Genomic DNA, 25,398 nt, shown 5'->3' with positions numbered 1-25,398 from the left:
CCCAGGCGCAGCCCGGGGGCATCGGAGTCCAATCCTGCATGGAACCAAAGAGGGGATCAAGATTGATCAGACATAAGCGCATCTCGCTGAGCGTTCTGGCTAGCGCCATGATTGCCGCCTGGACGCCAGCGGGTTGGGCCGCGGAGCCCTTTGTCGTCAAGGACATCCGTGTCGAAGGGCTGCAGCGGGTCGAGCCGGGCACCGTGTTCGGCTACCTGCCGGTCCGGGTCGGCGAGACCTTCACCGACGAGAAGGGCGCCGACGCGATCCGCGCGCTCTACAATACCGGCTTCTTCAAGGACGTGCAGATCCGATCCGAGGAAGGCGTGCTGGTGGTCCGCGTCGAGGAGCGGCCGGCCATTTCCCAGCTCGAGTTCGTCGGCATCAAGGAATTCGACAAGGACACCCTGCGCCGCTCGCTACGCGCCGTGGGCGTGGCCGAAGCGCGCTACTACGACAAGGCGCTGATCGACAAGGCCGAGCAGGAACTGAAGCGCCAGTACGTCTCGCGCGGCTACTATGCCGCCGACGTGCAGACCACGGTGACGCCGGTCGATCGCAACCGCGTGTCGGTGGTGTTCAACGTCGACGAAGGTCCGGTGGCCAAGATCCGCCAGATCAATATCGTCGGCAACAAGGCCTTCAAGGAAAGCACGCTGCGCGACGAGATGCAGCTGTCGACGCCGAACTGGCTGTCCTGGTACACGAAGAACGACCTCTATTCGAAGCAGAAGCTGACGGCCGACCTGGAGGCGCTGCGCTCGTTCTACCTGAACCGCGGCTACCTGGAGTTCGCCATCGAGTCGACCCAGGTGTCGATCACGCCGGACAAGAAGGACATCTTCCTGACGCTGAACATCAAGGAAGGCGAGCAGTACAAGGTGTCGGACATCCGCCTGGCCGGCGAGATGCTGGGCAAGCAGGACGAGATGGAGAAGCTGCTGAAGCTTCACAAGGGTGAAGTCTTCTCGTCGGAGAAGCTGACGCAGAGCACCAAGGCCATCACCGACCTGCTGGGTACCTACGGCTACGCCTTCACCACCATCAATCCGCAGCCTCAGATCGATCGCGAGAAGCGCGAGGTGGCGCTGACCCTGATGGTCGATCCGGGCCGCCGCGTCTATGTGCGCCGCGTCAACGTGATCGGCAACAGCAAGACGCGTGACGAGGTGGTGCGCCGCGAGATGCGCCAGATGGAGAGCTCGTGGTTCGACAGCGAGAAGCTGACGCAATCGCAGGCCCGCATCAACCGCACCGGCTATTTCACCGACACCAACATCACCACCGAGGACGTGCCGGGCGCGCCCGACCAGGTCGACGTCAACGTCAACGTGACCGAGAAGCCGACCGGCCAGATCAGCCTCGGCCTGGGCTTCTCGTCGACCGACAAGCTGGTGCTGCAGGCCGGCCTGCGGCAGGACAACGTGTTCGGTTCGGGCACCAGCCTGGGCCTGGACATGAACACCGCCAAGTCCTTCCGCACGATCTCGCTGACGCAGTACGACCCGTACTTCACGGTGGATGGCATCAGCCGCACGACCGACGTCTACTACCGTACCGCACGACCGCTGTACTACACCGGTGACTCGGACTACAAGATCGTCACCATGGGTGGCAGCTTCAAGTTCGGCGTGCCGTTCTCCGAGGTCGACACGGTGTTCTTCGGGGTGGGCTTCGAGCGAACCCAGGTCTACACCGATGTCAATACGCCCAGCCAGTACGTGACCTGGCTGAACAAGATCGGCAAGGGTAGCGGCGATCCGATCAACAATATCCCGTTCACCATCGGCTGGGCGCGCGACCGCCGTGACAGCGCGCTGGTACCGACCAAGGGCCCCTACACCCAGGCCAACCTGGAAGTCGGCCTGCCGGGCGGCGATACGCAGTACTACCGCGCCAGCGTGCAGCAGCAGTACTTCTACCCGATCTCGAAGTCGTTCACGCTGGCGTTGAACGGCGAGGTCGCCTACGGCCACGGCTACGGCAACACGCCGTTCCCGGTGTTCAAGTACTTCTACGCCGGCGGTATCGGCTCGGTGCGCGGCTACCAGACCAGCACGCTGGGTCCGAAGGACCAGAACGGCAACCCGGTGGGCGGCGCCTCCAAGATGATCGGCAACGCCGAATTCATCTTCCCGCTGCCCGGTTCGGGCGTGGATCGCACGCTGCGCCTGTTCACGTTCTTCGACTTCGGCAACGTCTACCAGGAAGGCGCGCCGCTGAACTTCGGCCAGCTCAAGTACTCGACCGGCTTCGGCATGTCTTGGCTGTCGCCGATCGGCCCGCTGAAGATCAGCATGGGCTTCCCGCTGCGCCTGGCACCGGAAGACAGGACCCAACGCTTCCAATTCCAGATGGGTACGGCATTCTGAGTACGGCATTCTGAAGAAGGGATACAGTTATATGAAAACCACTTCCCCATTGATCAAATCCCTGGGCGCGCTGGCACTGGCCGCCGCTGCCGTCGCCGCAGCACCCGCCTTCGCCCAGGAGGCGCGCATCGCCGCCGTGAACTCCGAGCGCATCCTGCGTGATTCGCAGCCTGCCAAGCAGGCGCAGGTCAAGCTGGAGCAGGAGTTCTCCAAGCGTGACCGCGAGTTGCAGGACATGGCCCAGAAGATCAAGACCATGGCCGACAAGCTCGACAAGGACACGGCCGTGCTGGCCGATACCGACCGTCAGCGCCGTCAGCGCGAGGTGGCCGATCTCGACCGTGAGTTCCAGCGCAAGCAGCGCGAGTTCCGCGAGGACCTGAACCAGCGCCGCAACGAAGAGCTGGCCCAGGTGCTGGAGCGCGCCAACCGCGTGATCCGCCAGCTGGCCGAGCAGCGCAAGTACGACCTGATCGTGCAGGAAGCGGTCTACGTCAACCCGCGCATCGACATCACCGACGACGTGATGAAGGCCCTGAACGCAGGCGGTGCCGCCACGGCCCCGGCCGGCAAGTAAGGCGCTCGCGCCTGCTGTTTTTCCCTCCTGGAAGTACTGCCATGAAGACGCCCACACTGGGTCAGCTCGCCACCGAAAACGGCGCGCAGGTTGTGGGTGATCCCGACCTCGCCGTGCGCGGCCTCGCGCCGCTCGACCAGGCGGGGCCGGACCAGCTCTCCTTCCTTTCCAATCCGCTTTACCTCGCGCAGGCGGCCTCCAGCACCGCCGCGGCGGTGATCGTGTCGCCGGCGGACCTGGAGCGCCTGCGCGCCGAGGGCCACGCCGAGGGCCGCCACTGGATCGTGGCGCGCAACCCTTACGTCGTGTTCGCCCGCATCGCGCAGCGCTTCGACCGCGAGGCCAATGCCGACCTGCGTACCGGTATCGACGCGCGCGCCAGCGTGGCAGCGGATGCGGTGGTGCCGGCGTCCTGTTTCATCGGCCCGAATGTGGTGATCGAGAGCGGGGCCAGGCTGGGCGAGCGCGTGCGCATCCTGGCCAACAGCTTCGTCGGTGCCGGTGCGCAGGTGGGCGACGACACGCTGGTCTACGCCAACGTATCGATCTACCACCGCTGCGTGGTGGGTGCCCGCTGCATCCTGCACAGCGGCGTGGTGATCGGTGCGGACGGCTTCGGTTTCGCGCCGGACATCGGCCCCGCTGGCGTGGAGTACGTCAAGATCCCGCAGACGGGCAGGGCGGTGCTGGGCAATGACGTCGAGGTCGGCGCCAATACCGCCATCGATCGCGGTGCCATGGCGGACACCGTGATCGAGGACGGCTGCAAGCTGGACAACCAGGTGCAGATCGCGCACAACGTGCGTGTCGGCGCCCATACCGTGATCGCGGGCTGCGCCGCCATTGCCGGCAGCACGCACGTGGGCCGCTTCTGCGTGATCGGCGGCTCGGCCAATTTCGCCGGACACCTGAATATCGCCGATCGCACCACGGTATCGGGCGGCACCTCCATCACCAAATCCATTACGAAACCCGGCGGGCACTACACCAGCGTCTTCCCCTTCCTGCCGCACGGCGAATGGGAAAAGAACGCCGCCATCGTGCGCGGGCTCTCCAAGCTGCGTGAGCGCGTCATGCAGATCGAGAAGCGCTTGCGCGGCGAGGGCGCCGGAAACCGCAACACCCAAGAAATCGAAGGGAAATCATCATGACCGCAGCCGACATCGACATCCGCAAGATCCTCAAGCTGCTGCCGCATCGCTATCCCATCCTGCTGGTGGACCGGGTACTCGAGTTCGAGCCGGGCAAGCGCATCAAGACGCTGAAGAACGTCACCATCAACGAGCCCTACTTCATGGGGCATTTCCCCGAGCAGCCGGTGATGCCCGGCGTGCTCATCCTCGAGGCGCTGGCGCAGTCGGCCGGCCTGCTGACGTTCGGCGCGGAACTCGAACGCAAGGAAGGCGCGCTGTACTACTTCGTCGGCATCGACGGCGCTCGCTTCAAGCAGGTCGTCTATCCGGGCGACCAGCTCCACCTGAACGTGACCGTCGAGCGCTACATCCGCGGTATCTGGAAGTTCAAGGCCTTTGCCACCGTCGACGAGAAGGTCGCGTGCGAGGCCGAACTGATGTGTACCGTCAAGCAGGCCGAGGCCTGATGGGCAGGGGTGCCGCCGCGCTCTGTAGCGCCGGCGGCCCCTGCATGAATGCGCTTTATCAGACCATAGGACAGGACGCATGACGCAAATCCACCCCACCGCACTGGTCGATCCGAAGGCCGAACTGGCGGACGACGTGAGCGTCGGGCCGTTCTCCATCGTCGGCCCCAACGTACGCGTCGGGCGCGGCACCCGCATCGGAGCCCATACCACCGTCGACGGTCACACCACCGTGGGCGCCGACAACCGTATCGGGCCGTATGCTTCCGTCGGCGGCGCGCCGCAGGACATGAAGTACCGCGACGAGCCGACGCGCCTGGAGATCGGCGACCGCAACACCATCCGCGAGTTCACCACCATCCATACGGGGACCGTGCAGGACCAGGGCCTGACCAGCATCGGCAACGACAACTGGATCATGGCCTACGTGCACATCGCGCACGACTGCCGCGTCGGCAACCATACGGTGTTCTCCAGCAATGCGCAGATCGCCGGCCACGTGCAGGTTGGCGACTGGGCCATCATCGGCGGCATGAGCGGCGTGCACCAGTTCGTGCGCATCGGCGAGCATGCCATGCTGGGCGGAGCCTCGGCGCTGGTGCAGGACGTGCCGCCCTACGTGATCGCGGCCAGCGACAAGAACGGCAACAAGGCGGCGCCGCACGGCGTCAACGTTGAAGGACTGCGCCGGCGCGGCTTCGATGCCGCGCAGATCGCGGCGCTGCGCCAGGCCTACAAGCTGCTCTACAAGTCGGACCTGAGTTTCGACCAGGCTCGCGTGGAGATTGCCGATCTCGCCGCCCAGACCGATGCCGGCACGTCGCAGCCGCTGCACACCTTCCTTGCCTTCATCGCCGCCACGCAGCGCGGCATCGTGCGCTGAGGCGGCCGGGGTGACGGCCGTCGGCGCAAGGCAGGACGCCGGGCAGATGCCCGGCAAGCGGGGCACCATCGGCATGGTGGCGGGCGAGGCGTCGGGCGATCTGCTCGCCGCCCAGCTGCTGGCCGGGCTGAAGTCCCGGCTCGGGGACACGGTCGACTACGCGGGCATCGGCGGCAAGCGTATGATGGCGGAGGGTTTCCGCTCCGACTGGCCGATGGAAACCCTCTCGGTCAACGGCTACGTGGAAGTACTGGGCTCGCTGCGCGAGATCCTGGCGACGCGCCGCGCGGTGCGCGACAAGATGCTCGCGCAGCCGCCGCTGTGCTTCATCGGCGTCGATGCGCCCGATTTCAATTTCGGCCTGGAAGTGCCGCTGCGGCGCGCAGGCATCCCGGTCGTCCATTTCGTCAGCCCGTCGATCTGGGCCTGGCGCGGGGGGCGGATCCGCACCATCGCACGGGCGGTCGACCATATCCTGTGCCTCTTTCCCTTCGAGCCCGAGATCTATGCGCGCGCCGGCATTCCCGCCACCTACGTGGGGCATCCGCTCGCCGATGTGATCCCGATGGTGCCCGATGTCGCGGGCGCGCGCGCCCGGCTCGGCCTGCCTGAAGGACGCCGCGTGGTTGCCGTGCTGCCGGGCAGCCGGCGCTCCGAGGTGCGTAACCTGGGCGCCACCTTCTTCGCGGCGATGGCGCGGATGCAGGCGATGGAGCCGGACCTGGTCTTCGTGCTGCCGGCGGCGAGCGCGCCGCTGCGCGCCATCGTCGAGGAACTGCATCGGCAGTATCCGGACCTGGCCCTGACCGTCGTCGACGGGCAGTCGCACCTGGCGATGGAAGCGGCCGACGTGGTGCTGCTCGCCAGCGGTACCGCCACGCTGGAGGCAGCGCTGTACAAGAAGCCTATGGTGATTTCCTACAAGGTGCCCTGGCTGACCGCGCAGATCATGAAGCGGCAGGGCTATCTGCCCTACGTCGGCCTGCCGAATGTCCTGTCCGGTCGCTTCGTCGTGCCGGAACTGCTGCAGGACGATGCCACGCCCGAGGCGCTGGCGCGCGAGACGCTGCTGCAGCTGAACGACGAGAGCAACACCGCCTTCCTGCGTGAGCATTTCACCCAGATGCACCATTCGCTGCAGCGCAACACCGCCGGACTCGCCAGCGAGGTCGTGGTCCGGCTGATGCACGAGCGGGGGCAGCTCTGATGGCGACCCGCAAGACCAGGGCTGCGGCGCCGCCGCAACTGGAGCTGGGCTGGCAGGCCCCTGCGGGCCTGCTGTGCGGTGTCGATGAGGCCGGCCGCGGTCCACTGGCCGGTCCGGTCTACGCCGCCGCGGTGGTGCTCGACGCGGCCCGGCCGATCGAAGGGCTGGCCGACTCCAAGGTGCTGACGGCGCGTCGGCGCGAGGCCTTGTTCGATCTCATCCGCGAGCGTGCGCTGGGCTGGCATATCGCGCAGGCCAGCGTCGAGGAGATCGACCGGCTCAACATCCTGCACGCCACCATGCTGGCCATGCAGCGCGCGGTGCAGGGCCTGGCGGCCGGCGGCGTCACGCCGGACCTGGTCCAGGTCGACGGCAACCGCTGCCCGCAGGTGCCGTTCCCGGTGGAGGCCGTGGTCAAGGGCGATGCCAAGGTCCAGGCCATTTCGGCGGCCTCCATCCTGGCCAAGGTGGCGCGCGACCGCGAACTGCTGGCCCTGCACGCGGAATTCCCGCAGTATGGGTTCGACGTCCACGCCGGTTACCCGACGCCGCAGCACCTGGCGGCCCTGGCGCGCCATGGCGCGACCGCGCACCACCGCCGTTCCTTCGCACCCGTGCGCAAGGCGCTCGAAGCCGGCGCCGGCGCCGCCTGATGGATGGCCGGGCGGGCCGAGTGCCTGCCGTGCCCGGCCCGCCGAACTCCGGAGATTCCGCCGTGAAGCATCTCACCTCGCGCGACAACGCGCTCTTCAAGCACCTCAAGGCGCTGACCACCTCCACCCATCAGTTGCGCAAGGCCGGGCAGGCGCTGCTCGACGGCGTCCATCTGGCGCAGGCCTATCTGGACGCGCAGGGCGCGCCGCTCCAGTGCGTGGTGTCCGAGCGCCACTTCGACCATGCCGAGGTCGTGCCTTTGCTGCGCCGCGTGCCGGATGAACGGGTGGTGGTGCTGGCGGACGCGCTGTTCGCGCAGATCGCCACCGTGGCCAACGGGATCGACCTGATGCTGGTGATCGATACGCCGCAGGGCAAATTGCCTGCGCGCGTGGACACCGACTGCATCATCCTCGATGGTGTGCAGGATGCCGGCAATGTGGGCTCGATCCTGCGCAGCGCGGCGGCGGCGGGCATTCCCCATGCCTTTCTCGCCACCGGCTGCGCCCTGGCATGGTCGGCCAAGACCCTGCGGGCTGCCATGGGGGCCAATTTCCACCTGAACATCGTCGAACACTGCACGCCGGAACTGCTGCTGCCGCGGCTGGCCGTGCCGCTGCTGGCGACCTCCTCGCATGCCGACGCCGAGCTTTACGACGTGGATCTGCGCGGGCCGGTGGCCTGGGTGGTGGGCAACGAAGGGGCGGGGGTGGGGCCGGCATGGATGGCGGCCGTGACGCGCAAGGTGGGGATTCCGCAACCGGGCGGGCTGGAGTCGCTCAATGTCGGGGCGGCGACGGCGGTGTGCCTGTTCGAGGCAGTCAGGCAGCGGCGCGGGTGAGGCGCGCCGCCGGGCCAGTGCGGATGCCGGGTCCGGCGGCGCCACTCAATAGCAGTTCAATAGCAGTTCAACGGACTTTCAATAACCGTTGTCCCGCTCCACCTTGATTTCCTGCAGGATGGTGGTGGCGATCTCCTCGATCGATTTGTGCGTCGAGGACAGCCATTTGATGCCTTCGCGACGCATCATCGATTCGGCTTCATTGACCTCGTAGCGGCAGTTCTCCAGCGCGGCATACTTGCTGCCCGGACGCCGCTCGTTGCGGATCTCGGTCAGGCGCTGCGGATCGATGGAGAGACCGAAGATCTTGCCCTTGAACGGATAGAGCGCCGACGGCATGCGGCCGCGCTCGAAGTCGTCGGGGATCAGTGGATAGTTGGCTGCCTTCAGGCCGTACTGCATGGCGAGGTAGAGGCTGGTCGGAGTCTTGCCGCTGCGCGACACGCCGACCAGGATCACGTCGGCCTCGGCCAGGTTCTTGTGCGACTGGCCGTCATCGTGTGCCAGCGAGAAGTTGATGGCCTCGATGCGGTTCTTGTAGGCCTCGGTGTCGGCATTCTGGTGGAAGCGGCCGATCGCATGGGTCGACTTGATGCCGAGTTCCTTCTCCAGCGGCTCGATGAAGGTCTGGAACATGTCCAGGATCATGGCCTTGGCGCGGCGCAGTGCCTTGTTCGACTCGGGATTGACCAGCGTGGTGAAGACGATCGGCGGGGCGCCCTCGGCATAGAAGGCCTCGTTGATCTTGCCGACGGCGATATGCGCCTTGTCGGGCGTGTCGACAAAGGGCATGCGCACCTTGCGGAAGCGCATCTCGAACTGGGCCAGGATCGAGTGGCTGAAAGTCTCCGCGGTAATCCCGGTGCCATCGGATACGATGAAGACGGTGCGGACGGCGGGACGCCCGTTGGTAGGCTCGGCGGGCGAGGTCGCTTGCGGCACTTCAGGCTCGGTCATATCTGAACAATATTTTGAGTACGGCTTCCGCGAAAGTGCGGTGCGGCACGGTAGAATAGCGGCGATCTTTTCGCTAAGCAATTCCACAATCCCAGTCGTTGCAATGGTTACGCGGTGGATTGTGCGCAATGTGCGCTGCAGCAAGGGCTGCGGTGGGGTGGCTTAGCCAAGCGATCTGTTCGGGAGCAGAACACTAAGAATATGCCGAACGCGCAACAGGTTTCTTACTTTGTTATGAGGCTTTTATGACCAACCAGGCTAAAGACGGCGCCTACGTGCTGCCGTTCGAACAGTTGCGCATGGCTGACGTGGAAATCGTCGGCGGCAAGAATTCGTCGCTGGGCGAGATGATCTCCCAGCTGGCGGAAGCCGGCGTGCGCGTGCCCGGTGGCTTTGCCACCACGGCGCTGGCCTTCCGCGACTTCCTCGCCCACAACAACCTGACCGAGCGCATCTCCGAGCGTCTCAAGACGCTGGACGTCGACGACGTCAAGGCGCTCGCCGAGGCCGGCGCGCAGATCCGCGAATGGGTCGCCTCGGCCCCGTTCCAGCCCCGCCTCGAGCAGGAGATCCGCGAGCACTACGCCCGCGTGTCGGCACGCGAAGGTGCTGAAGCCTCCTTCGCCGTGCGTTCGTCGGCCACCGCCGAGGACCTGCCCGACGCTTCGTTCGCCGGCCAGCAGGAGTCCTACCTGAACGTCAGCGGTATCGACGACGTGCTCGACAAGATCAAGCACGTGTTCGCCTCGCTGTACAACGACCGCGCCATCTCCTACCGCGTGCACAAGGGCTTCGCCCACGACGTGGTGGCGCTGTCGGCCGGTGTGCAGCGCATGGTGCGCTCGGACCTGGCCTCCTCGGGTGTGATGTTCACCATCGACACGGAATCGGGCTTCCAGGACGTGGTCTTCATCACCTCCAGCTACGGCCTGGGCGAGACGGTGGTGCAGGGCGCCGTGAACCCGGACGAGTTCTACGTGTTCAAGCCCACGCTGCGCGAGGGCAAGTACCCGATCATCCGCCGCTCGATCGGCTCCAAGCTGATCAAGATGGAGTTCACCGCGCCCGGCGAAGCCGGCCGCGTGAAGACCGTGGACGTGCCCATCGAGCTGCGCAACCGCTACTCGATCACCGACGCCGACGTCGCCGAGCTGGCCCAGTACGCGCTGATCATCGAGAAGCACTACGGCCGCCCGATGGACATCGAGTGGGGCAAGGACGGCAAGGACGGCAAGATCTACATCCTGCAGGCCCGCCCCGAGACGGTGAAGAGCCAGGCCGCCGGCAAGGTGGAGCAGCGCTTCAAGCTCAAGGGTACCGCCCCGGTGCTGACCAGCGGCCGCGCCATCGGCCAGAAGATCGGTACCGGTCCGGTGCGTGTCATCAACGACCCGTCCGAGATGGAACGCGTGCAGCCCGGCGATGTGCTGGTGGCCGACATGACCGACCCGAACTGGGAGCCGGTGATGAAGCGTGCCGCCGCCATCGTGACCAACCGCGGCGGCCGTACCTGCCACGCGGCCATCATCGCGCGCGAGCTGGGCGTGCCGGCCGTGGTCGGTTGCGGTGACGCCACCGACTTGCTGAAGGACGGCACGCTGGTGACCGTGTCCTGCGCCGAAGGCGACGAAGGCCGCATCTACGACGGCCTGCTCGAGACCGAAGTGACCGAGGTCCAGCGCGGCGAGATGCCGGCGATCGACGTCAAGATCATGATGAACGTCGGCAACCCGCAGCTGGCCTTCGACTTCAGCCAGATCCCGAACAACGGCGTGGGCCTGGCCCGCCTCGAGTTCATCATCAACAACAACATCGGCGTGCACCCGAAGGCCATCCTCGACTACCCGCAGGTCGACGCCGACCTGAAGAAGGCCGTGGAAAGCGTGGCCCGGGGCCACGCCAGCCCGCGCGCCTTCTACGTCGACAAGCTGGCCGAAGGCATCGCCACCATCGGCGCGGCCTTCTATCCGAAGCCCGTGATCGTGCGCCTGTCGGACTTCAAGTCCAACGAGTACAAGAAGCTGATCGGTGGCTCGCGCTATGAGCCGGACGAGGAAAACCCGATGCTGGGTTTCCGTGGCGCCTCGCGCTACATCGCCGAAGATTTCGCCGAAGCGTTCGAGATGGAATGCAAGGCCATGAAGCGCGTGCGCGACGAAATGGGCCTGACCAACGTCGAGATCATGGTGCCCTTCGTGCGTACGCTGGGCCAGGCCGAGAAGGTCATCGAGCTGCTGGCCAAGCATGGCCTGAAGCGCGGCGAGAACGGCCTGCGCATCATCATGATGTGCGAAGTGCCGTCGAACGCCATCCTGGCCGAGGAATTCCTGCAGTTCTTCGACGGCTTCTCGATCGGTTCGAACGACCTGACCCAGCTCACCCTGGGCCTGGACCGCGACTCCGGCATGGAGCTGCTGGCCAAGGACTTCGACGAGCGTGATCCGGCCGTGCGCTTCATGCTGTCGCGCGCCATCTCGACCGCGCTGCGCCTGGACAAGTACGTCGGCATCTGCGGCCAGGGTCCTTCCGACCACCCCGACTTCGCTGCCTGGCTGGCCAAGGAAGGCATCAAGTCGATCTCGCTGAACCCGGACTCGGTGGTCGATACCTGGCAACAGCTGGCATCCTGAGGCATTTCGCGTCACAATAGAATCGTTGGACAGTTGCCGGCGCCTCGCGCGCCGGCACGCACCGGCCCTGCGTCAGGTGTGATATGGCCCCCGCAGGCGCCCACGGCGCGGCGGGGGTTTTTTCTTGCGCGAAGAGGGGACGCGATGACGAGCGAGTACGCGTGGTTCGTGGCCGCCGGCCTGCTGGTGATCGCCGAGCTGGCCAGCGGGACCTTCTACCTGCTGATGGTCGCGATCGGCCTGCTGGTGGGCGGGCTCGGCGGACTGGCCGGCCTCGAGCCCGGCGCACAGGCGGTGCTTAGTGCGGTGGTGGCGGTCGCCGGCATCGCCGTGCTGCGGCGCACCCGTTTCGGGCGGCCCAAGCGGCGCACCCCGGGCAGCGATCCCAATGCCAACCTCGACATCGGCCAGGAACTCGACGTGGCCGCCTGGGACCGCTATGGCCTGTCGCGCGCGCCCTACCGGGGCGCGGACTGGTCGGTCCGCCTGGCGCCCGGCCACGCGGCCGTGCCGGGACGCTTCCGCATCATCGAGGTGGACGGCACCACGCTGGTGGTGGTGCCGGCTGCTGCATCAGGCGGATCCGCAGGTGCAGCGGCCTAGCCGCAGCCACAGGGCCAGAACGGGCCGGGCGCCCCCGGCCCGAATCCGTCTCATCCGTGTTTCCCACGTTGCTGCAATGCGGTATCGCAGCCCCTCACTACGTACGGAGTGAATTCATGCTCGATTTCCAGCTCGGCCTGCTGCCCCTGATCATCCTCATCATCGCCGTCGTGCTGATCGCGCAGGCGATCAAGATCGTGCCGCAGCAGCATGCCTGGGTGCTGGAACGGCTCGGGCGCTACCACGCTACGCTGACGCCGGGCCTGTCCATCGTGGTACCGTTCATCGACCGCGTGGCCTACAAGCATGTGCTGAAGGAAATCCCGCTGGACGTGCCCAGCCAGGTCTGCATCACCAAGGACAACACCCAGCTGCAGGTCGACGGGGTGCTGTACTTCCAGGTCACCGATCCGATGAAGGCCTCCTACGGCTCCAGCAACTTCGTGGTCGCCATCACCCAGCTGTCGCAGACCACGCTGCGCTCGGTGATCGGCAAGCTGGAGCTGGACAAGACCTTCGAGGAACGTGAGTTCATCAACCACAGCGTGGTCAACGCGCTCGACGAGGCGGCCTCCAACTGGGGCGTCAAGGTGCTGCGCTACGAGATCAAGGACCTGACGCCGCCCAAGGAGATCCTGCATGCCATGCAGGCGCAGATCACCGCCGAGCGCGAGAAGCGCGCCCTGATCGCGGCCTCGGAAGGCAAGCGGCAGGAACAGATCAACCTGGCCGCCGGCGCGCGCGAGGCCGCCATCCAGAAGTCCGAAGGCGAGCGGCAGGCAGCCATCAACAAGGCGCAGGGCGAGGCCGCGGCCATCCTGGCGGTGGCCGAAGCCAACGCCCAGGCGATCGAGAAGATCGGCCGCGCGATCCGCACCGAAGGCGGCATGGAGGCGGTCAACCTGAAGGTGGCGGAGGAGTACGTAGGCGCCTTCGGCAACCTGGCCAAGCAGGGCAATACCCTGATCGTGCCGGGCAACCTGGGCGAGATGAGCGGGATGATCGCCTCGGCGCTGCAGATCGTGAAGGGGCAGCAGAAGGGTGGTGCGGTAGCGAATCCGTGAAACCTGCCTTGGCGCCAGTCCAGTAAGGGGTACACATTGCTGGTGACTCACTGACTCTGCAACTGCGGTATATCTTCCCTCGAGATATGTACACCGCGGTGGTAAGAAATGAAATGCGCCTGGCAGCGAGCGGGTCAGCGCAGGACGGGGCGCGTGCGGGAGACGAAAAACAGCGCGAATGCGGCGGCGCTCATAGTCCAGTAGTCGGTGGGGGCAAACGCAATCCAGTGGATGTGCCAGGGCACATAGGCCGGTGCGAACTTCGCAAGGCCGTAAGCGGGGTTCAGCGCGAACCAGAGAAAATCCTCCGTCAACCAGAAGAGCATGATGCAGGCGATGATGCGTGCCTCGTCGCGCCAGCACCATTGGCCATTGAAGACCGAAGGCAGGTGGAAGAACAGCGCCACGAACGGGAACACCCACGCGTGGTAGCCGGTCATCGGGCGGCCGCCCCAGAAGAGGTCCAGCAGCCAGTGCTTTTCGATGCGCCACGTGGGGAGATCGGCGGCCCAGCCAGCGCTGCCCTCGATCTGGATCTCGACATTGGCGAAGAAGAAGCCGAGCAGCAGCACCCAGGCCACTAGCACCAGGGTCCGGCGCTGCGGAATGAAGGCTGCTGCGCTCATGCGGTGCGGGCTCATGGCCCGATATCCAGCACGCGGTTCAGCACGAACTGCGCGGCGTGCGGCCGGCCAAGGGGCGCGATCCTGTGGTGCATCGCCGTAAGGCGATCCGGCTCTTTCAGCAGTGCGCGAATGCGGTACTCGAGCGCGGCGTCGTCGATGGCCTTGAGCGCGACGCCGTGTTCCAGCAGGAAATCGGCATTGCGCTCTTCCTGGCCGGGGATAGGTGAATTGATGATCATCGGCAACTGCATTGCCAGGCATTCGGAGGTGGTCAGGCCACCAGGCTTGGTGATGACCAGATCGGCGCATGCCATCAGACGTTCCACCTGATGGGTGAAACCTTGTGGGAAGAGCCTGCCCGGATAGCGCTGCGCAACGCGCTGGAGGGCTGTCAGCATCGCCTGGTTCTTGCCCGCCAGTGCGATGAGCTGAAAGTCGCCGTCCATTGCCAACAGCCGCTCGGCCAACACATCCAGATCGCCCAGCCCCGCGCCACCGGACATCATCAGGAAGGTCTTGCACCGTGGATCGATACCGAACTCTGCGGCACAGACGGCGCGGTCGAGCGGTTCGCTGAACGCCGGCATGATGGGGATTCCGCTGACGTGAACGGCGGCCTCTGCCAGGCCGCTTTCGCGCATGCGCCAGGCGACCTCTTCATTGCCGGCAAAATAGCCCCGCATGTTCGGCACGATCCACATGCTGTGCAGATCGAAATCGGTCACCTGCACCCAGACCGGCACAGCCAGGCGCCCCTTGCGCAACTCGCGGGAAAGCAGCTCCGCGGGCAGGAAGTGCGTGCAGATGATGGCATCCGGGCGCTGGCGCTTGATCTCGGCCAGCAACGGGCGACAGCTCAGCCGCTCCACGGCACGGCGGATCTTCTGGGAGAGGGCGCCGGGCGCCGCCGCATCGGTCTTCTGGTACAGGTAGCCCCATAGCGCCGGCTGGTTGCTGACGAGTTTGATGTAGAGGTCGGTGTAGAGCTTGCGAAAGCCTGCCGACACAAAGTCCATCACGTCGAGATGTGTAGCTTCGATGCCGGCAGGGTGCGTATCAGCGCATGCGCGAATGGCTTCGGCCGCGCGCATGTGGCCAGCGCCGGCGCTGACGCTTAAGAGCAGGATCTTCTTCATTGGGGAGGCGTTGTTCCATAAATACCAGAGCGGCGCCGCAGGCTGACGGTTGCGCGCACCACACTGTGCTGCAGACGTTATCCGCTCATACCGTCGCCGGCGACAACCATGTACTGACCGGTGCAACGTTCGAAAGAGACATTCGGAAAGTAGATTGCCCCATATTGATTGATATCGGAATTTTTTCGGCCAAAATCGCACGCCACAAAGCGGACGTTCTCGCTGGTTTTCCCTGCCATCAGGTACGCCTTGTTGAGAGTGTCACTGCGCAGGAATAGCTCATCCTCGAAGTCAGAGGCTTGGAAGTTGGATCCCGGGAACTGGCATCGCTCGAAGACGCAATTCCTAAGCAGCTTCAGCCGTGTCATTCCGTAGACGATGCAATTGTAGAAATGCACGTTCTCCCAGGTGGCTTCATAGAACGCTTCGAGCGTGACGAAGTCCGCCCCGCTGATCTTGAGCGCTTGGTTGCCCAGCGTCCTTCTACGAAGCTCGGGGTCGGTGAGCATGGCAAATTCATGGGGCATCCGGTCGATGTTCTTGGCGGTCATGCGTTTGCATCCAGAGAGAGTCAGTCCAGCGGCGGCGAGCGATCGAAGAAATTGGCGGCGCAAGATCATTTGCTATCCACTCCAATGATCTTCTTTCTCAACGGATATCGCTTGGTATGTTTGTGTGTGTCATGAAGCCAATCCCAATCCGGCACCTCCCCCTGTTCCCCCAGCCGCCGGGCAATCAGCCCATGCTGATAGTCAACGGGAAACACCCAGGAACTCGCCACATCGAACATGCCCTTGAGCTTCTCCGCGCCCTTGGGCCAGGTCGGCTCCTTCAGTAAAGCCTCGCGCTGTATGGCAGGTAGACCCCGCTCGCTTGCCCTCACAGCCTGACGTTGCTCCCCTCGGCCACGATTTCCTGGGTTGTATATCGAACCAGCCCGCTGATCTGCTCAATGCGTGCCTTGGTGAAATCGATCTTGCGCACGATGCCTGTCCCATTGAGTGTCAGCGAGCCGATCGTGCTTTCGGAGAAGTCCGCGGTCTGTGCGTCGACCTTCTCAATTGCCACGTTGTGGGCATTGATTGAGCGCAGTTTGATTTCTGGCACTTGGCACTCGCGGAGGACAATCTGCGAGACAATGGATGCTTCTCGGGGCAACCTTTCTCGTACCCCCGCACCGCTGAGTGCAATGGCGGTCTTATCCGACCGGCATCTCACGCGCTCCAGCACGATAGCGTTTGCACACATGCGCCCGGCATCCATGACGGTACGGGACCAGTCGTGAAGCCCATCTCCGGTAAGAACCACGTCGGACATCGTGAAGCTCTCCGCATCGATCCCATTGGCGGCGATCCCGTTGGCGGTGACGTTCTCGAATCGAACGGCACCGGTCGCTTGAAGCTGGGCTATGTCGAGCAGCGCAAAGGCGCTGTTGCGGACGGTGAGGGACGTAACGTTATCTCCCAGCCGTAGTCTTCCATCGCTCTTGACGTTGTCGAGAGTAATGGTGGCTCGGTAGGTAGTGTTGTTCTTGTAGTCAAAGTCTCCGCACCGCATATCGATGCTTTCAAATCTACAATCCACATAAGCGACGACATCTCTGCCGAATACATCTGTGAACTTACCAGTGCATTTCTCGAAAGATATCTGACCAGACCAAGTCCCTACTGCTCCCCAGTGATTGGGATCTTCCTTGGTCCCTCCGAAATTGCATTCGACAAAGCGGACCTTCGTGCTTTTACGTCCCCCCATGAGATTGGCCTCGCCGAGCGTGTCGCATCGCACGAACAGCACGTTATCCCAGCCATAGCCCTGGAAGTTCGATCCCGGGAACTGGCATCGCTCGAAGACACAATTCTTGAGCAGGCTCAGCCGGGTCATCCCGTAGAAGATGCAGTCGTAGAAATGCACGTTCTCCCAGGTGGCTTCATAGAACGCTTCGAGCGTGATGAAGTCCGCCCCGCTGATCTTGAGCGGCTGATCGCCCAGCGTCCTTCTACGAAGCTCGGGGTCGGTGAGCATGGCAAATTCATGCGGCATCCGGTCGATGTTCTTGGCGGTCATGCGTTTGCATCCAGAGAGAGTCAGTCCAGCGGCGGCGAGCGATCGAAGAAATTGGCGGCGCAAGATCATTTGCTATCCACTCCAATGATCTTCTTTCTCAACGGATATCGCTTGGAATGTTTGTGTGTGTCATGAAGCCAATCCCAATCCGGCACCTCCCCCTGTTCCCCCAGCCGCCGGGCAATCAGCCCATGCTGATAGTCAACGGGAAACACCCAGGAACTCGCCACATCGAACATGCCCTTGAGCTTCTCCGCGCCCTTGGGCCAAGTCGGCTCCTTCAGTAAAGCCTCGCGCTGTATGGCAGGTAGACCCCGCTCGCTTGCCCTCACAGCCTGACGTTGCTCCCCTCGGTCGCGATTTCCTGGGTTGTATATCTGACCAACCCGCTGATCTGCTCAATGCGTGCCTTGGTGAAATCGATCTTGCGCACGATGCCTGTCCCGTTGAGTGTCAGCGAGCCGATCGTGCTTTCGGAGAAGTCCGCGGTCTGTGCGTCGACCTTCTCAATTGCCACGTTGTGGGCATTGATTGATCGCAGTTTGATTTCTGGCACTTGGCACTCGCGGAGGACAATCTGCGAGACAATGGATGCTTCTCGGGGCAACCTTTCTCGTACCCCCGCACCGCTGAGTGCAATGGCGGTCTTATCCAACCGGCATCTCACGCGCTCCAGCACGATAGCGTTTGCACACATGCGCCCGGCATCCATGACGGTACGGGACCAGTCGTGAAGCCCATCTCCGGTAAGAACCACGTCGGACATCGTGAAGCTTCCCGCATCGATCCCATTGGCGGCGATCCCGTTGGCGGTGACGTTCTCGAATCGAACGGCACCGGTCGCTTGAAGCTGGGCCATGTCGAGCAGCGCAAAGGCGCTGTTGCGGACGGTGAGGGAGGATACGCGCCGGCCTAGCCGCAGCCTCCCATCGCTTTTGACATTGTTGAGCAGCATCCTGCCCGGGTACGTGGTGCCGGTCTTGTGGTCATAGTCTCCGCCGCTCAAATCAATGCTACCGAATCGACAGTCCTTGTATGAGACCGCATCTCTACCAAATACGCTCGTGAACTTGCCGGTGCAGCTTTCGAATGAAATATCACCCGCCCACGTTCCCACCGCACCCCAGTGATTGGGATCCTCATTGGTTCCGCCGAAATCGCATTCGACGAAGCGGACTGTCTTGCTCTCGTCTCCCCCCATAAGGTTGACCTCGCCGAGCGTATCGCACCGCACGAACAGCACGTTATCCCAGCCGTAGCCCTGGAAGTTCGATCCCGGGAACTGGCATCGCTCGAAGACACAATTCTTGAGCAGGCTCAGCCGGGTCATCCCGTAGAAGATGCAGTCGTAGAAATGCACGTTCTCCCAGGTGGCTTCATAGAACGCTTCGAGCGTGATGAAGTCCGCCCCGCTGATCTTGAGCGGCTGATCGCCCAGCGTCCTTCTACGAAGCTCGGGGTCGGTGAGCATGGCAAATTCATGCGGCATCCGGTCGATGTTCTTGGCGGTCATGCGTTTGCATCCAGTGAGAGTCAGTCCTGCGGCGGCGAGCGATCGAAGAAAATGGCGGCGCGAGATCATTCTCGATTCACCTTTGTTGTTTTCCCCTTCGCTGGGTAGCGACTTGGATTGAGAGTCAGACTCAGCCAATCCCAATCCGGCACCTCCCCCTGTTCCCCCAGCCGCCGGGCAATCAGCCCATGCTGATAGCCAACGGGAAACACCCAGGAACTCGCCACGTCGAACATCCCTTTGAGCTTCTCCGCGCCCTTGGGCCAAGTCGGCTCCTTCAGTAGGACCTCGCAGAACATGCGGCACGTCGACGAATCGAATCGCACCAGCAATGGCTGCAGCGGCGCAGCCATGACATAGCTGCCGGGCCGGGGCTGTGCCCGCCAGTCCGTTGCGGGCTTAAGCAGGGCATCTATCTGGGTCCAGCCGGCGGGGCCCTCTTCAGAATCTGCCATGAAGACCCAGAATCTCACCTTGTCGATACATTGCAGCGCATCGGTCAGCGGGCCAACCTGCATGGTCCAGGAGGTGGGCGGCAGCGGGCCGTTGGCGGGTGGCACCCACACCAGCGGCGTCTCCACCTTGTCGACGTGCAGATAATCGAGCGCCACCGCCAGGCGCGGCTTGCCGTTGCCCGCCTCGGTCCTGACCTGGCGGATGGGCGTGGCGTCGGCTTCGTTGAGCAGCGTGCCGGACGGTGCCGTCAGCAACCATTGCTTCAGTTCGCCGTTCAGGTTCTGCGTGCCAAGCGGGCCACCCGACGAACTTACGATCAGCTTGGTGGGGCCGCCGTGCTTGTTGGTACTCTGCGTGGCGGACAGTCCGGGGTCGAAGGCGCTGCGCACCTGAACCAGCTTTCCACCATGCTGCAGTCCCACCGTGTACACCCCGGCGCGATGGGAGTGCCCGCTCAGGTGATAGTCCACCTTGTCATGGTTGGGCTGGTCATGACCCGCCACGCAGGTGTGGAAATACCAGTCGACATTGCGCTCGCAGGTTCCCATATTATTCAGGTTCCAGCCCCCGGCGTTGTCCTCGAAGCGCATCGTCTTCAGAGCATTGGGGCTCTGCTGGGGTTCGATCTGGCGGCCTTGCTTTGAGAGTTCAATCGCGCCGTCATAGTTGACGATGGTGAAGTGCGAGAACACGGTCAGGCTGGCGCCGATGTCGCGCTTGCGGCGGCGCCCGCCTTGCAGCAGGAATTTCTGTTCTTCTGAGAGGGATTGCGTTGCCCGGGGGAGGATACCGAGCCCCTGTTTGTCGGCTCGACTGGGCAGATGTTCAGCTACCCAGCGGATCTTGTCGTCAACCTCGGGGAGCTTGTCGATGCCTCCCAGGGGATTGAGATAGTTTTCGCCACTGCCCCAGTCCAGGCCGAGCAGCGTCTGTCTTGGCCCGTAATCCAGGCGCCAGTCCGAGAGGGGCGTGATGAGGGTGAAGAACCAATCGAAGTTCGCGGGCGTAAAGTTCTTTGCCGTGAGGACCTGCGCATAGGTGGGGCCATACGCCAGGCAGATTTCGTAGAGGGTGAGGTTGTGGTCCGCCGCGATCCCGGCGTTCGCCTTGGCCTCGGCCCAATCGCTGGCGCGATCGAAGTCCTGGTAGATTTCGGCGGCTTTGTCCGCCGCCTTGCTGCTGCCGTGCTTGCCCAACTCACGGCCGGCGAGACCACCGAGAGGTCCGCCGAGGATCCCGCCGAGGATCCCGGCCCCGGCGCTGGCCACTTTGCCGAGATCCTCGATCTTGGCGGGGTCGATCGCTCGCGGCCCGTGCGTGCCCTTGAGCGCCCCGACTTGCTCCAGCGCGCCGGCCGTCGCGACCCACGGGTTGGTGCGTGGCGATACTCCGTACGGCACCGCGTAGGCCTCATGGTTGCCGGTCGTCAGGAACACCGGCAGCTTCAGGTCCCGATAGGCATGGCGCAGCAGCGAATAGAGCAGCATGTCATCCGCGCCGCGCTGGTAGAGTTTCCCATTGCGGATCTGGTTGAGGACGTTGAAGGCGTTCCACTGCTCGGCAATGGTACTGCCAGTTTCCGCCGGCACAATGTTGCGGTTGAAGTCGATCAGATCGCCGGTGATCACCAGTGCGTCGGCGCGGCCTGCCTTGCCGAACTGTTCGATCAGATCACGCAGCGCCAGGAAACTATTGCACAGATGGGAAGCGCGTGGAGTCGGAGGCGTCCCCGGCACTGGCGTGCCATCGGTAGTTTCGATCAGGCACGCCGGAGACTTCTGCAGGGCCAGGTGGCGAACGTTGACGTGGACATCCGACAGGTGTCCGAGCTTCAAGGTAGCGTTCGGCTTCTGGATGACCGGATGCCACGCCGTCAGGCGGTGTACGGTATCGGCCTTCAGCGGCGGTAAAGCGAATGCCGTGGCCTTGTCCACATCGTATTCATAGAAGCGCGGCACGTGGTTCTGACCATTCTGTTGCTCGGATTTCGCCTGCGCGTCGAGGAAATCCAGAATCACCTGATCCTGGTACTCCCAGGCCTGTACGCCCTTGACCTCCGGACGTTGCGCATACCTGGACGGCACCGGGACCATCCACGCGAAGGTGTGCATGAGGGTGAGGTCGGGCTTGTCGGGCAACGTCGCGAGATCGATGTCAATCTCGTAGACATGCGTCATGTCCTTGTACAGCCTGACTGTCTCCGGGCGGATGATGGCCACCGGCTCGCCACGGTGATCGACCATCAGCCCGCCATGAAACCGGCCGACCTGCCAGACGTTGACCACCTCCATGGCGCGAGAGGCGGCCTTGCCGTCCCGAAACAGCATGGTGTCCTTGGGCTCGGCCGCAGTCCCTTTGCCCTGGATCGGGTACAGGCGCAGATGGCGGTCCACGAAGACGGGGCCGTACTTGGCCTTGATGATCTTGCGGCCGTAGTACTCAACGGGCTGCACGGGCTTGCCCACGCCGAAGTACTGCTCTGCCATGGCCTCAGCCGCGATAAAGAGGCTGCACCGGGTCTGCTTGGGCGGCAGGACCAAGGGCGTACCCAGACTGGGACTGAGGATGATGGCACGGATAGGCGCCTTTTCCTCGCAGTCCACACACCCTTCGAGCTTCCGCTCATGCGTGACACTGGTGCGGGCGATGCGCACCCTCTCGGCGGCGGTGAGTTCGGGAGTGGTCATGATGCAATTCTCGATGTCAGGTCGTCGGCAAAGCGCTTGCGCATGGCTTTCAGTTGCTGCCCTCCAAGCAACGCCAAGACATGCCAATCCCCATCGGGTATCCCATCCACGGCAGCTAGGAATCGTGACTCGGCATGGAGCGGTGATGCCAGCGCTTGCGCCATGGCAGGCGCGGCCTGGTCGAAGGTAAAGCAGGCATTGAGCCCGATGGAGCAGAACAGGCGGATGCTGGACTGGGAGTCGAGACCGTAGTTGCGCGCGCGGCTGACAAGATCGGCAGCGAGCTGGTATTGCAAATGGGGCGCCAGTGAATCGAGCTGTTCCGATCGCGTCTCGTCGGCGAGGATCCAGCTGAGGGCGAGGTCCGCCTGGCCTGATTGGCCAAATGCCTGCATGAGGGCGTTTGGCAAGGTGAAGCTCGCGTGCTCCGGCTGGAACGTTGCTTGGTTCGGGCCCTCGATGGCATGCCAGTGCAGTTCGCGGTCCCAGAAGGCGATGGTTTCGATCGGGCCAATCAGCGGGGAGCGAATGGAGTCCGGGGCGGAGCGCAGAAGCACCGGCAGAATTCGCGGATCGTAGTAGCGGAGCTGAACGCTCGTACCGTCTTCGAGCACGCCATTCAGGCAACTGCGCAAATGGGTGTGCAGCTTGAAGGTTGGCAGTGGGCTGCTGAGAAAACTGACGACCCACCCGTACGCCATCAGCCCCGTGATGGTTTCGAGAGCTGCGGGATTTGCACCGTTCAGTTCGACGAGGTAGGGCCCGACGGTTTCCAGTTCCGCCTCCGGTGTTTGGCGCAGGATCGGCTCGAAGGGGAGGGCGTGCTCCTGCAGGAGCGGAACCAGTTGAACTTCCGTGAAGTGCAATTGCCCTGCGTCGACCAGCGCATACCCTGGGGTCGGCCCGGTCTGCGCCAGCCAGCGCTGCAAATCGGCGAGAAGCGCTCTTCGGAACGTCTCGCGCAGCGGGGGCTGCCGCCAATCGGTGTCCACGTGGATGCTGGAGTTCATGCGCGAGGTCCCGAGTTGCCACGCTCCGTGATTGCGGCACCTTCCCGGGCCGCCTGTACGGCACACGGCAGGCAAACATCCGACGGCGGCACGCCGACAACGGTACGCATCGACTTCGGCCCAGGCAGGTCGTGTGCCGCGGCATGCGCTCTCCACGTGCCTGTCGTGCCTTCCACGATGCCGCCGTCGGTGATCTTCAGGAAACTGCCTCCAACCGAAAAGGTCACGGCCTGGGGCGATGCAATCTCGATACGCTCTTGGGCACTGATGAGCCGCAGCACCCGCTGCGCAATCGCCTCGATGTCGTCGCTCTGGGCCTGGACCTCGATCTTTCCCTTGGCCGCGATGAAGCGCAGACCGCGCCGGCGAGCGAAGAGCACCAGGCTATCGCGCGCGCTGGCGAGGAAACTCTTGTGCGTCGCCAGTGCCAGATGCTCGCCGGTCGAGAGCGCCGTGTGCCGGGCAGCGTGCAGGTGGATGTCTTTGCCGGCGGTCGCGGCGATGCCGGCCGGACTGGCCAGAACGAGTGCCGGCTGTTCCAGTTCGTCCTGCTCTCCACTGCCGTGGATGGCTTCGTTCTGCGCATGGAGTGCATCGGCAACGGCGACCTGTTCACCTGCCAGCGCCTGCTGAGCGTCTGCGGATTCTCCCAGCGAGCGCTGGATGTCCTGACCGCTTTTGAGCCGCGCCGCGGTTTCACTCAGGTCCTTATGATGCCCGCAGGCATTCTGGCGGGCCTCTGTGGTGATCAGCATCCCGGCCCCTGCGCGAGCGCAGCCCCAGCCATCGGTACGCAGTTCGTACCCTTCGCCGCGCCTGTCCTTGCGTCCGTCATGGTCAGGTATGCGGATCATGTACCCCATGCTCAGCATCGAGGCCTGGTGGTCGCTGCTGATCTGCGTTTGGATCTGCCCCTGGGTGTCATCCTGCACCAAGGTGTTGTGCCGCTCGCCAAACAGCTCTTTGCTGCGGAATCCCGACAGGGCATGCTGAGCGGGCAGTGCCCAAGGCGGCATATTGACCCGGTTGGCGACACGCCCGGTGATGATGGGGCAATCGGCATTTCCGGTGAGAAAATCGACGATGACTTCCTGGCCGATACGCGGCAGTTGAATGGCGCCATAGTTGTCGCCTTGCCAGTTGGAGGCGGCACGTATCCAGCAGGAGCTATGCTCGTTGTGCTGGCCGATGCGGTCCCAGTGGAACTGCACCTTGACCCGGCCGAACTGGTCCACCCACAACTCTTGGTTCCCGGGCCCGACGACCGTTGCCGTTTGCGGCCCGAACGTGCGCGCTCGCGCCTGCTCGCAATCGGGTCTGAAGATCTCGCTGCTTGGCTGGGCATCGAAATCCACCTCGCATCGCCATTGCTGACCCTGGCCGGAGGCTTCGGCCACATCCTCGATCTCGAGGCGGGTTGCGAGAACGAGATACTCCCGATTCGCTTGCCGGCTTGGATGGTTGGCGAGCTTGAAAGTGTGCCCCGGAGCCATGCCGCGCAGATTCCCACGGCCCTTGGCGCGGCTGCCATGCTGCCGGATCAATTCGATGCGGATACGCGATAGCATATCGCCCTCGCGCCAGGGGTCGTTGTCCGTCGCCGGCTGTGCGTGCGTGCCGGGCCAAGCTACCATCTCGCCGTCGGCGTGAGCAGTGTCCCGCGGATCGGCGGTGCCAACGGTCAGGTCAGCTCGCGGCTTCACGAAATCGTAGTCGTTGCTCGTCCACTTCCCCGATACCAGTTTGTCCACGAGCCGGAAGTCGAACAGGTGTTCTTCATCGATCCGGTCCGCGCTGCGGTACCAGCGCAGGGTGTGATAGGCCGGGCTCGCAAAGCGTCGGAAGGCGCCATTTCCATCGCTCAGCACAAGCCGGTGCCTGCCATCGGAGTGCTCGAAGAACCAGGAGATTCCCCATTCCTCGGTCAACCGCTTGAAGAAGGCATAGTCGGTCTCCCCGTACTGCACCTGATACTCCCGCTTCGGGTAACGCGCCACATCCAGCCGTTTCTCCACTGGAAAGTTGTAGTCGGTGAGAAGGGCATCCAGGATCTCGACAACGGTCTTGTGCTGGAAGATCTTGTGGTCGGTGGTGAGGGTGGAGAGCCATAGCCAGGGCCTCAGCGTGAGCCGATATGCGAACTGACGCCCGACGAGGAAGGGGCCGCGCACTTCATCGACGAGCCCCGTGATTTCCCGGGTCCCGGCGCCGATGCCACCGGACAGTCCGATGCCAGTGCCGTCGAGCTCGATCTCGAGCGTGAGCTCCTTACCCTGCATGGCCTCCAGGTCCAGGTTGGCTCCCGGCCCGATGCGGACGTGTGAATGATCGGGCGTCTTGAGCTCGATCTCATACGCAAAGAGCGTGTTGATACCGTCCCGCCCCTTGAGGCGTGAAAGAGTGAGAGAGCCACCAGGGACAAGCGGCAGGCCGGGGCCCTTGACCGTGATGGAGCGCCGCGGGTGGAGTGGCAAGTCGCGAGAGCCCATGATTGTGGTCCTTTACGGAAGACGGCAGG

Annotated in this window: 20 protein-coding genes; 11 read left to right on the top strand and 9 right to left on the bottom strand. The window is 63.9% G+C overall.

What is annotated here, in order from left to right; genetic code table 11:
- Positions 1–38: 38 nt before the first annotated feature.
- The 8 genes from bamA to BKK79_RS03015 all read left to right on the top strand — a co-directional run bounded on the left by bamA (position 39) and on the right by BKK79_RS03015 (position 8,134).
- Positions 39–2,372: an outer membrane protein assembly factor BamA gene (gene bamA / locus BKK79_RS03050; RefSeq protein WP_231907891.1), complete on the top strand. Its 2,334-nt coding sequence runs from the start codon at positions 39–41 to the stop codon at positions 2,370–2,372.
- Between the two features lie 31 nt (positions 2,373–2,403).
- A complete protein-coding gene (locus tag BKK79_RS03045) occupies positions 2,404–2,949 on the top strand; it encodes an OmpH family outer membrane protein (protein WP_071012456.1) in 546 nt (181 codons plus the stop codon).
- A 41-nt stretch (positions 2,950–2,990) separates the two neighbouring features.
- On the top strand, positions 2,991–4,100 hold the full coding sequence (gene lpxD / locus BKK79_RS03040) for a UDP-3-O-(3-hydroxymyristoyl)glucosamine N-acyltransferase (protein WP_071012457.1): 1,110 nt from the start codon (positions 2,991–2,993) through the stop codon (positions 4,098–4,100).
- Positions 4,097–4,549, top strand: coding sequence for a 3-hydroxyacyl-ACP dehydratase FabZ (gene fabZ, locus BKK79_RS03035; protein WP_071012459.1), 453 nt, complete (start codon positions 4,097–4,099; stop codon positions 4,547–4,549). The genes lpxD and fabZ overlap by 4 nt, the downstream gene beginning before the upstream one ends.
- A 79-nt stretch (positions 4,550–4,628) precedes the next feature.
- Positions 4,629–5,432, top strand: a complete 804-nt coding sequence (gene lpxA, locus BKK79_RS03030; protein WP_071012461.1) for an acyl-ACP--UDP-N-acetylglucosamine O-acyltransferase — start codon at positions 4,629–4,631, stop codon at positions 5,430–5,432.
- 46 nt (positions 5,433–5,478) lie between these two features.
- Positions 5,479–6,639 (top strand): lipid-A-disaccharide synthase, encoded by a 1,161-nt coding sequence (gene lpxB / locus BKK79_RS03025; protein WP_071038407.1) that lies wholly within the window; start codon positions 5,479–5,481, stop codon positions 6,637–6,639.
- Positions 6,639–7,292, top strand: coding sequence for a ribonuclease HII (gene rnhB, locus BKK79_RS03020; protein WP_071037078.1), 654 nt, complete (start codon positions 6,639–6,641; stop codon positions 7,290–7,292). The genes lpxB and rnhB overlap by 1 nt, the downstream gene beginning before the upstream one ends.
- A 62-nt stretch (positions 7,293–7,354) precedes the next feature.
- A complete protein-coding gene (locus tag BKK79_RS03015; RefSeq protein ID WP_071037077.1) occupies positions 7,355–8,134 on the top strand; it encodes a TrmH family RNA methyltransferase in 780 nt (259 codons plus the stop codon).
- Positions 8,135–8,212: 78 nt separating this feature from the next.
- Here the strand turns inward: BKK79_RS03015 and ppsR are convergent, their stop codons facing one another.
- The gene (ppsR, locus tag BKK79_RS03010; protein WP_071012468.1) at positions 8,213–9,091 is read right to left on the bottom strand and encodes a posphoenolpyruvate synthetase regulatory kinase/phosphorylase PpsR; all 879 of its coding nucleotides are present in this window, start codon (positions 9,089–9,091) and stop codon (positions 8,213–8,215) included.
- 245 nt (positions 9,092–9,336) lie between these two features.
- Between ppsR and ppsA the strand changes: the two genes are divergently transcribed.
- The 3 genes from ppsA to BKK79_RS02995 all read left to right on the top strand — a co-directional run bounded on the left by ppsA (position 9,337) and on the right by BKK79_RS02995 (position 13,388).
- Positions 9,337–11,721, top strand: coding sequence for a phosphoenolpyruvate synthase (ppsA, locus tag BKK79_RS03005; protein ID WP_071012469.1), 2,385 nt, complete (start codon positions 9,337–9,339; stop codon positions 11,719–11,721).
- Between the two features lie 144 nt (positions 11,722–11,865).
- A complete protein-coding gene (locus tag BKK79_RS03000; RefSeq protein ID WP_071012471.1) occupies positions 11,866–12,324 on the top strand; it encodes an NfeD family protein in 459 nt (152 codons plus the stop codon).
- 116 nt (positions 12,325–12,440) lie between these two features.
- Positions 12,441–13,388, top strand: a complete 948-nt coding sequence (locus tag BKK79_RS02995; RefSeq protein ID WP_071037076.1) for an SPFH domain-containing protein — start codon at positions 12,441–12,443, stop codon at positions 13,386–13,388.
- Positions 13,389–13,522: 134 nt separating this feature from the next.
- Here the strand turns inward: BKK79_RS02995 and BKK79_RS02990 are convergent, their stop codons facing one another.
- The 8 genes from BKK79_RS02990 to BKK79_RS02945 form a co-directional block, all read right to left on the bottom strand.
- On the bottom strand, positions 13,523–14,029 hold the full coding sequence (locus BKK79_RS02990; protein WP_418235856.1) for a hypothetical protein: 507 nt from the start codon (positions 14,027–14,029) through the stop codon (positions 13,523–13,525).
- A complete protein-coding gene (locus tag BKK79_RS02985; protein WP_071037075.1) occupies positions 14,026–15,150 on the bottom strand; it encodes an MGDG synthase family glycosyltransferase in 1,125 nt (374 codons plus the stop codon). The genes BKK79_RS02990 and BKK79_RS02985 overlap by 4 nt, the downstream gene beginning before the upstream one ends.
- A 77-nt stretch (positions 15,151–15,227) precedes the next feature.
- Positions 15,228–15,701 carry a pentapeptide repeat-containing protein gene (locus tag BKK79_RS02980; protein ID WP_071037074.1) on the bottom strand — a complete coding sequence of 158 codons (474 nt, stop codon included), beginning with the start codon at positions 15,699–15,701 and terminating at the stop codon, positions 15,228–15,230.
- Between the two features lie 328 nt (positions 15,702–16,029).
- A complete protein-coding gene (locus tag BKK79_RS02970; RefSeq protein ID WP_071037072.1) occupies positions 16,030–17,214 on the bottom strand; it encodes a hypothetical protein in 1,185 nt (394 codons plus the stop codon).
- A 328-nt stretch (positions 17,215–17,542) separates the two neighbouring features.
- Complete coding sequence (locus BKK79_RS02960) at positions 17,543–18,727, bottom strand: hypothetical protein (protein WP_071037070.1); 1,185 nt, start codon at positions 18,725–18,727, stop codon at positions 17,543–17,545.
- Positions 18,728–18,792: 65 nt separating this feature from the next.
- Positions 18,793–21,870, bottom strand: a complete 3,078-nt coding sequence (locus tag BKK79_RS02955) for a metallophosphoesterase (protein ID WP_084084464.1) — start codon at positions 21,868–21,870, stop codon at positions 18,793–18,795.
- Complete coding sequence (locus tag BKK79_RS02950) at positions 21,867–22,880, bottom strand: DUF4123 domain-containing protein (RefSeq protein WP_071037068.1); 1,014 nt, start codon at positions 22,878–22,880, stop codon at positions 21,867–21,869. The genes BKK79_RS02955 and BKK79_RS02950 overlap by 4 nt, the downstream gene beginning before the upstream one ends.
- On the bottom strand, positions 22,877–25,369 hold the full coding sequence (locus tag BKK79_RS02945) for a type VI secretion system Vgr family protein (RefSeq protein ID WP_071037067.1): 2,493 nt from the start codon (positions 25,367–25,369) through the stop codon (positions 22,877–22,879). The genes BKK79_RS02950 and BKK79_RS02945 overlap by 4 nt, the downstream gene beginning before the upstream one ends.
- Positions 25,370–25,398 lie beyond the last annotated feature (29 nt).

Origin of the sequence: Cupriavidus sp. USMAA2-4, from assembly GCF_001854305.1 — a bacterium.
GTDB classification, from domain to species: Bacteria; Pseudomonadota; Gammaproteobacteria; order Burkholderiales; family Burkholderiaceae; genus Cupriavidus; species Cupriavidus malaysiensis.
This window is presented reverse-complemented; position numbering and strand designations above follow the sequence as displayed.

Excerpts from the sequence above, each read along its gene's own strand:
- bamA (WP_231907891.1), top strand. The coding sequence starts at position 39 with ATGGAACCAAAGAGGGGATCAAGATTGATCAGACATAAGCGCATCTCG.
- BKK79_RS03045 (WP_071012456.1), top strand. The coding sequence starts at position 2,404 with ATGAAAACCACTTCCCCATTGATCAAATCCCTGGGCGCGCTGGCACTG.
- lpxD (WP_071012457.1), top strand. The coding sequence starts at position 2,991 with ATGAAGACGCCCACACTGGGTCAGCTCGCCACCGAAAACGGCGCGCAG.
- fabZ (WP_071012459.1), top strand. The coding sequence starts at position 4,097 with ATGACCGCAGCCGACATCGACATCCGCAAGATCCTCAAGCTGCTGCCG.
- lpxA (WP_071012461.1), top strand. The coding sequence starts at position 4,629 with ATGACGCAAATCCACCCCACCGCACTGGTCGATCCGAAGGCCGAACTG.
- lpxB (WP_071038407.1), top strand. The coding sequence starts at position 5,479 with ATGCCCGGCAAGCGGGGCACCATCGGCATGGTGGCGGGCGAGGCGTCG.
- rnhB (WP_071037078.1), top strand. The coding sequence starts at position 6,639 with ATGGCGACCCGCAAGACCAGGGCTGCGGCGCCGCCGCAACTGGAGCTG.
- ppsR (WP_071012468.1), bottom strand. The coding sequence starts at position 9,091 with ATGACCGAGCCTGAAGTGCCGCAAGCGACCTCGCCCGCCGAGCCTACC.
- ppsA (WP_071012469.1), top strand. The coding sequence starts at position 9,337 with ATGACCAACCAGGCTAAAGACGGCGCCTACGTGCTGCCGTTCGAACAG.
- BKK79_RS03000 (WP_071012471.1), top strand. The coding sequence starts at position 11,866 with ATGACGAGCGAGTACGCGTGGTTCGTGGCCGCCGGCCTGCTGGTGATC.
- BKK79_RS02995 (WP_071037076.1), top strand. The coding sequence starts at position 12,441 with ATGCTCGATTTCCAGCTCGGCCTGCTGCCCCTGATCATCCTCATCATC.
- BKK79_RS02990 (WP_418235856.1), bottom strand. The coding sequence starts at position 14,029 with ATGAGCCCGCACCGCATGAGCGCAGCAGCCTTCATTCCGCAGCGCCGG.
- BKK79_RS02985 (WP_071037075.1), bottom strand. The coding sequence starts at position 15,150 with ATGAAGAAGATCCTGCTCTTAAGCGTCAGCGCCGGCGCTGGCCACATG.
- BKK79_RS02980 (WP_071037074.1), bottom strand. The coding sequence starts at position 15,701 with ATGACCGCCAAGAACATCGACCGGATGCCCCATGAATTTGCCATGCTC.
- BKK79_RS02970 (WP_071037072.1), bottom strand. The coding sequence starts at position 17,214 with ATGACCGCCAAGAACATCGACCGGATGCCGCATGAATTTGCCATGCTC.
- BKK79_RS02960 (WP_071037070.1), bottom strand. The coding sequence starts at position 18,727 with ATGACCGCCAAGAACATCGACCGGATGCCGCATGAATTTGCCATGCTC.
- BKK79_RS02955 (WP_084084464.1), bottom strand. The coding sequence starts at position 21,870 with ATGACCACTCCCGAACTCACCGCCGCCGAGAGGGTGCGCATCGCCCGC.
- BKK79_RS02950 (WP_071037068.1), bottom strand. The coding sequence starts at position 22,880 with ATGAACTCCAGCATCCACGTGGACACCGATTGGCGGCAGCCCCCGCTG.
- BKK79_RS02945 (WP_071037067.1), bottom strand. The coding sequence starts at position 25,369 with ATGGGCTCTCGCGACTTGCCACTCCACCCGCGGCGCTCCATCACGGTC.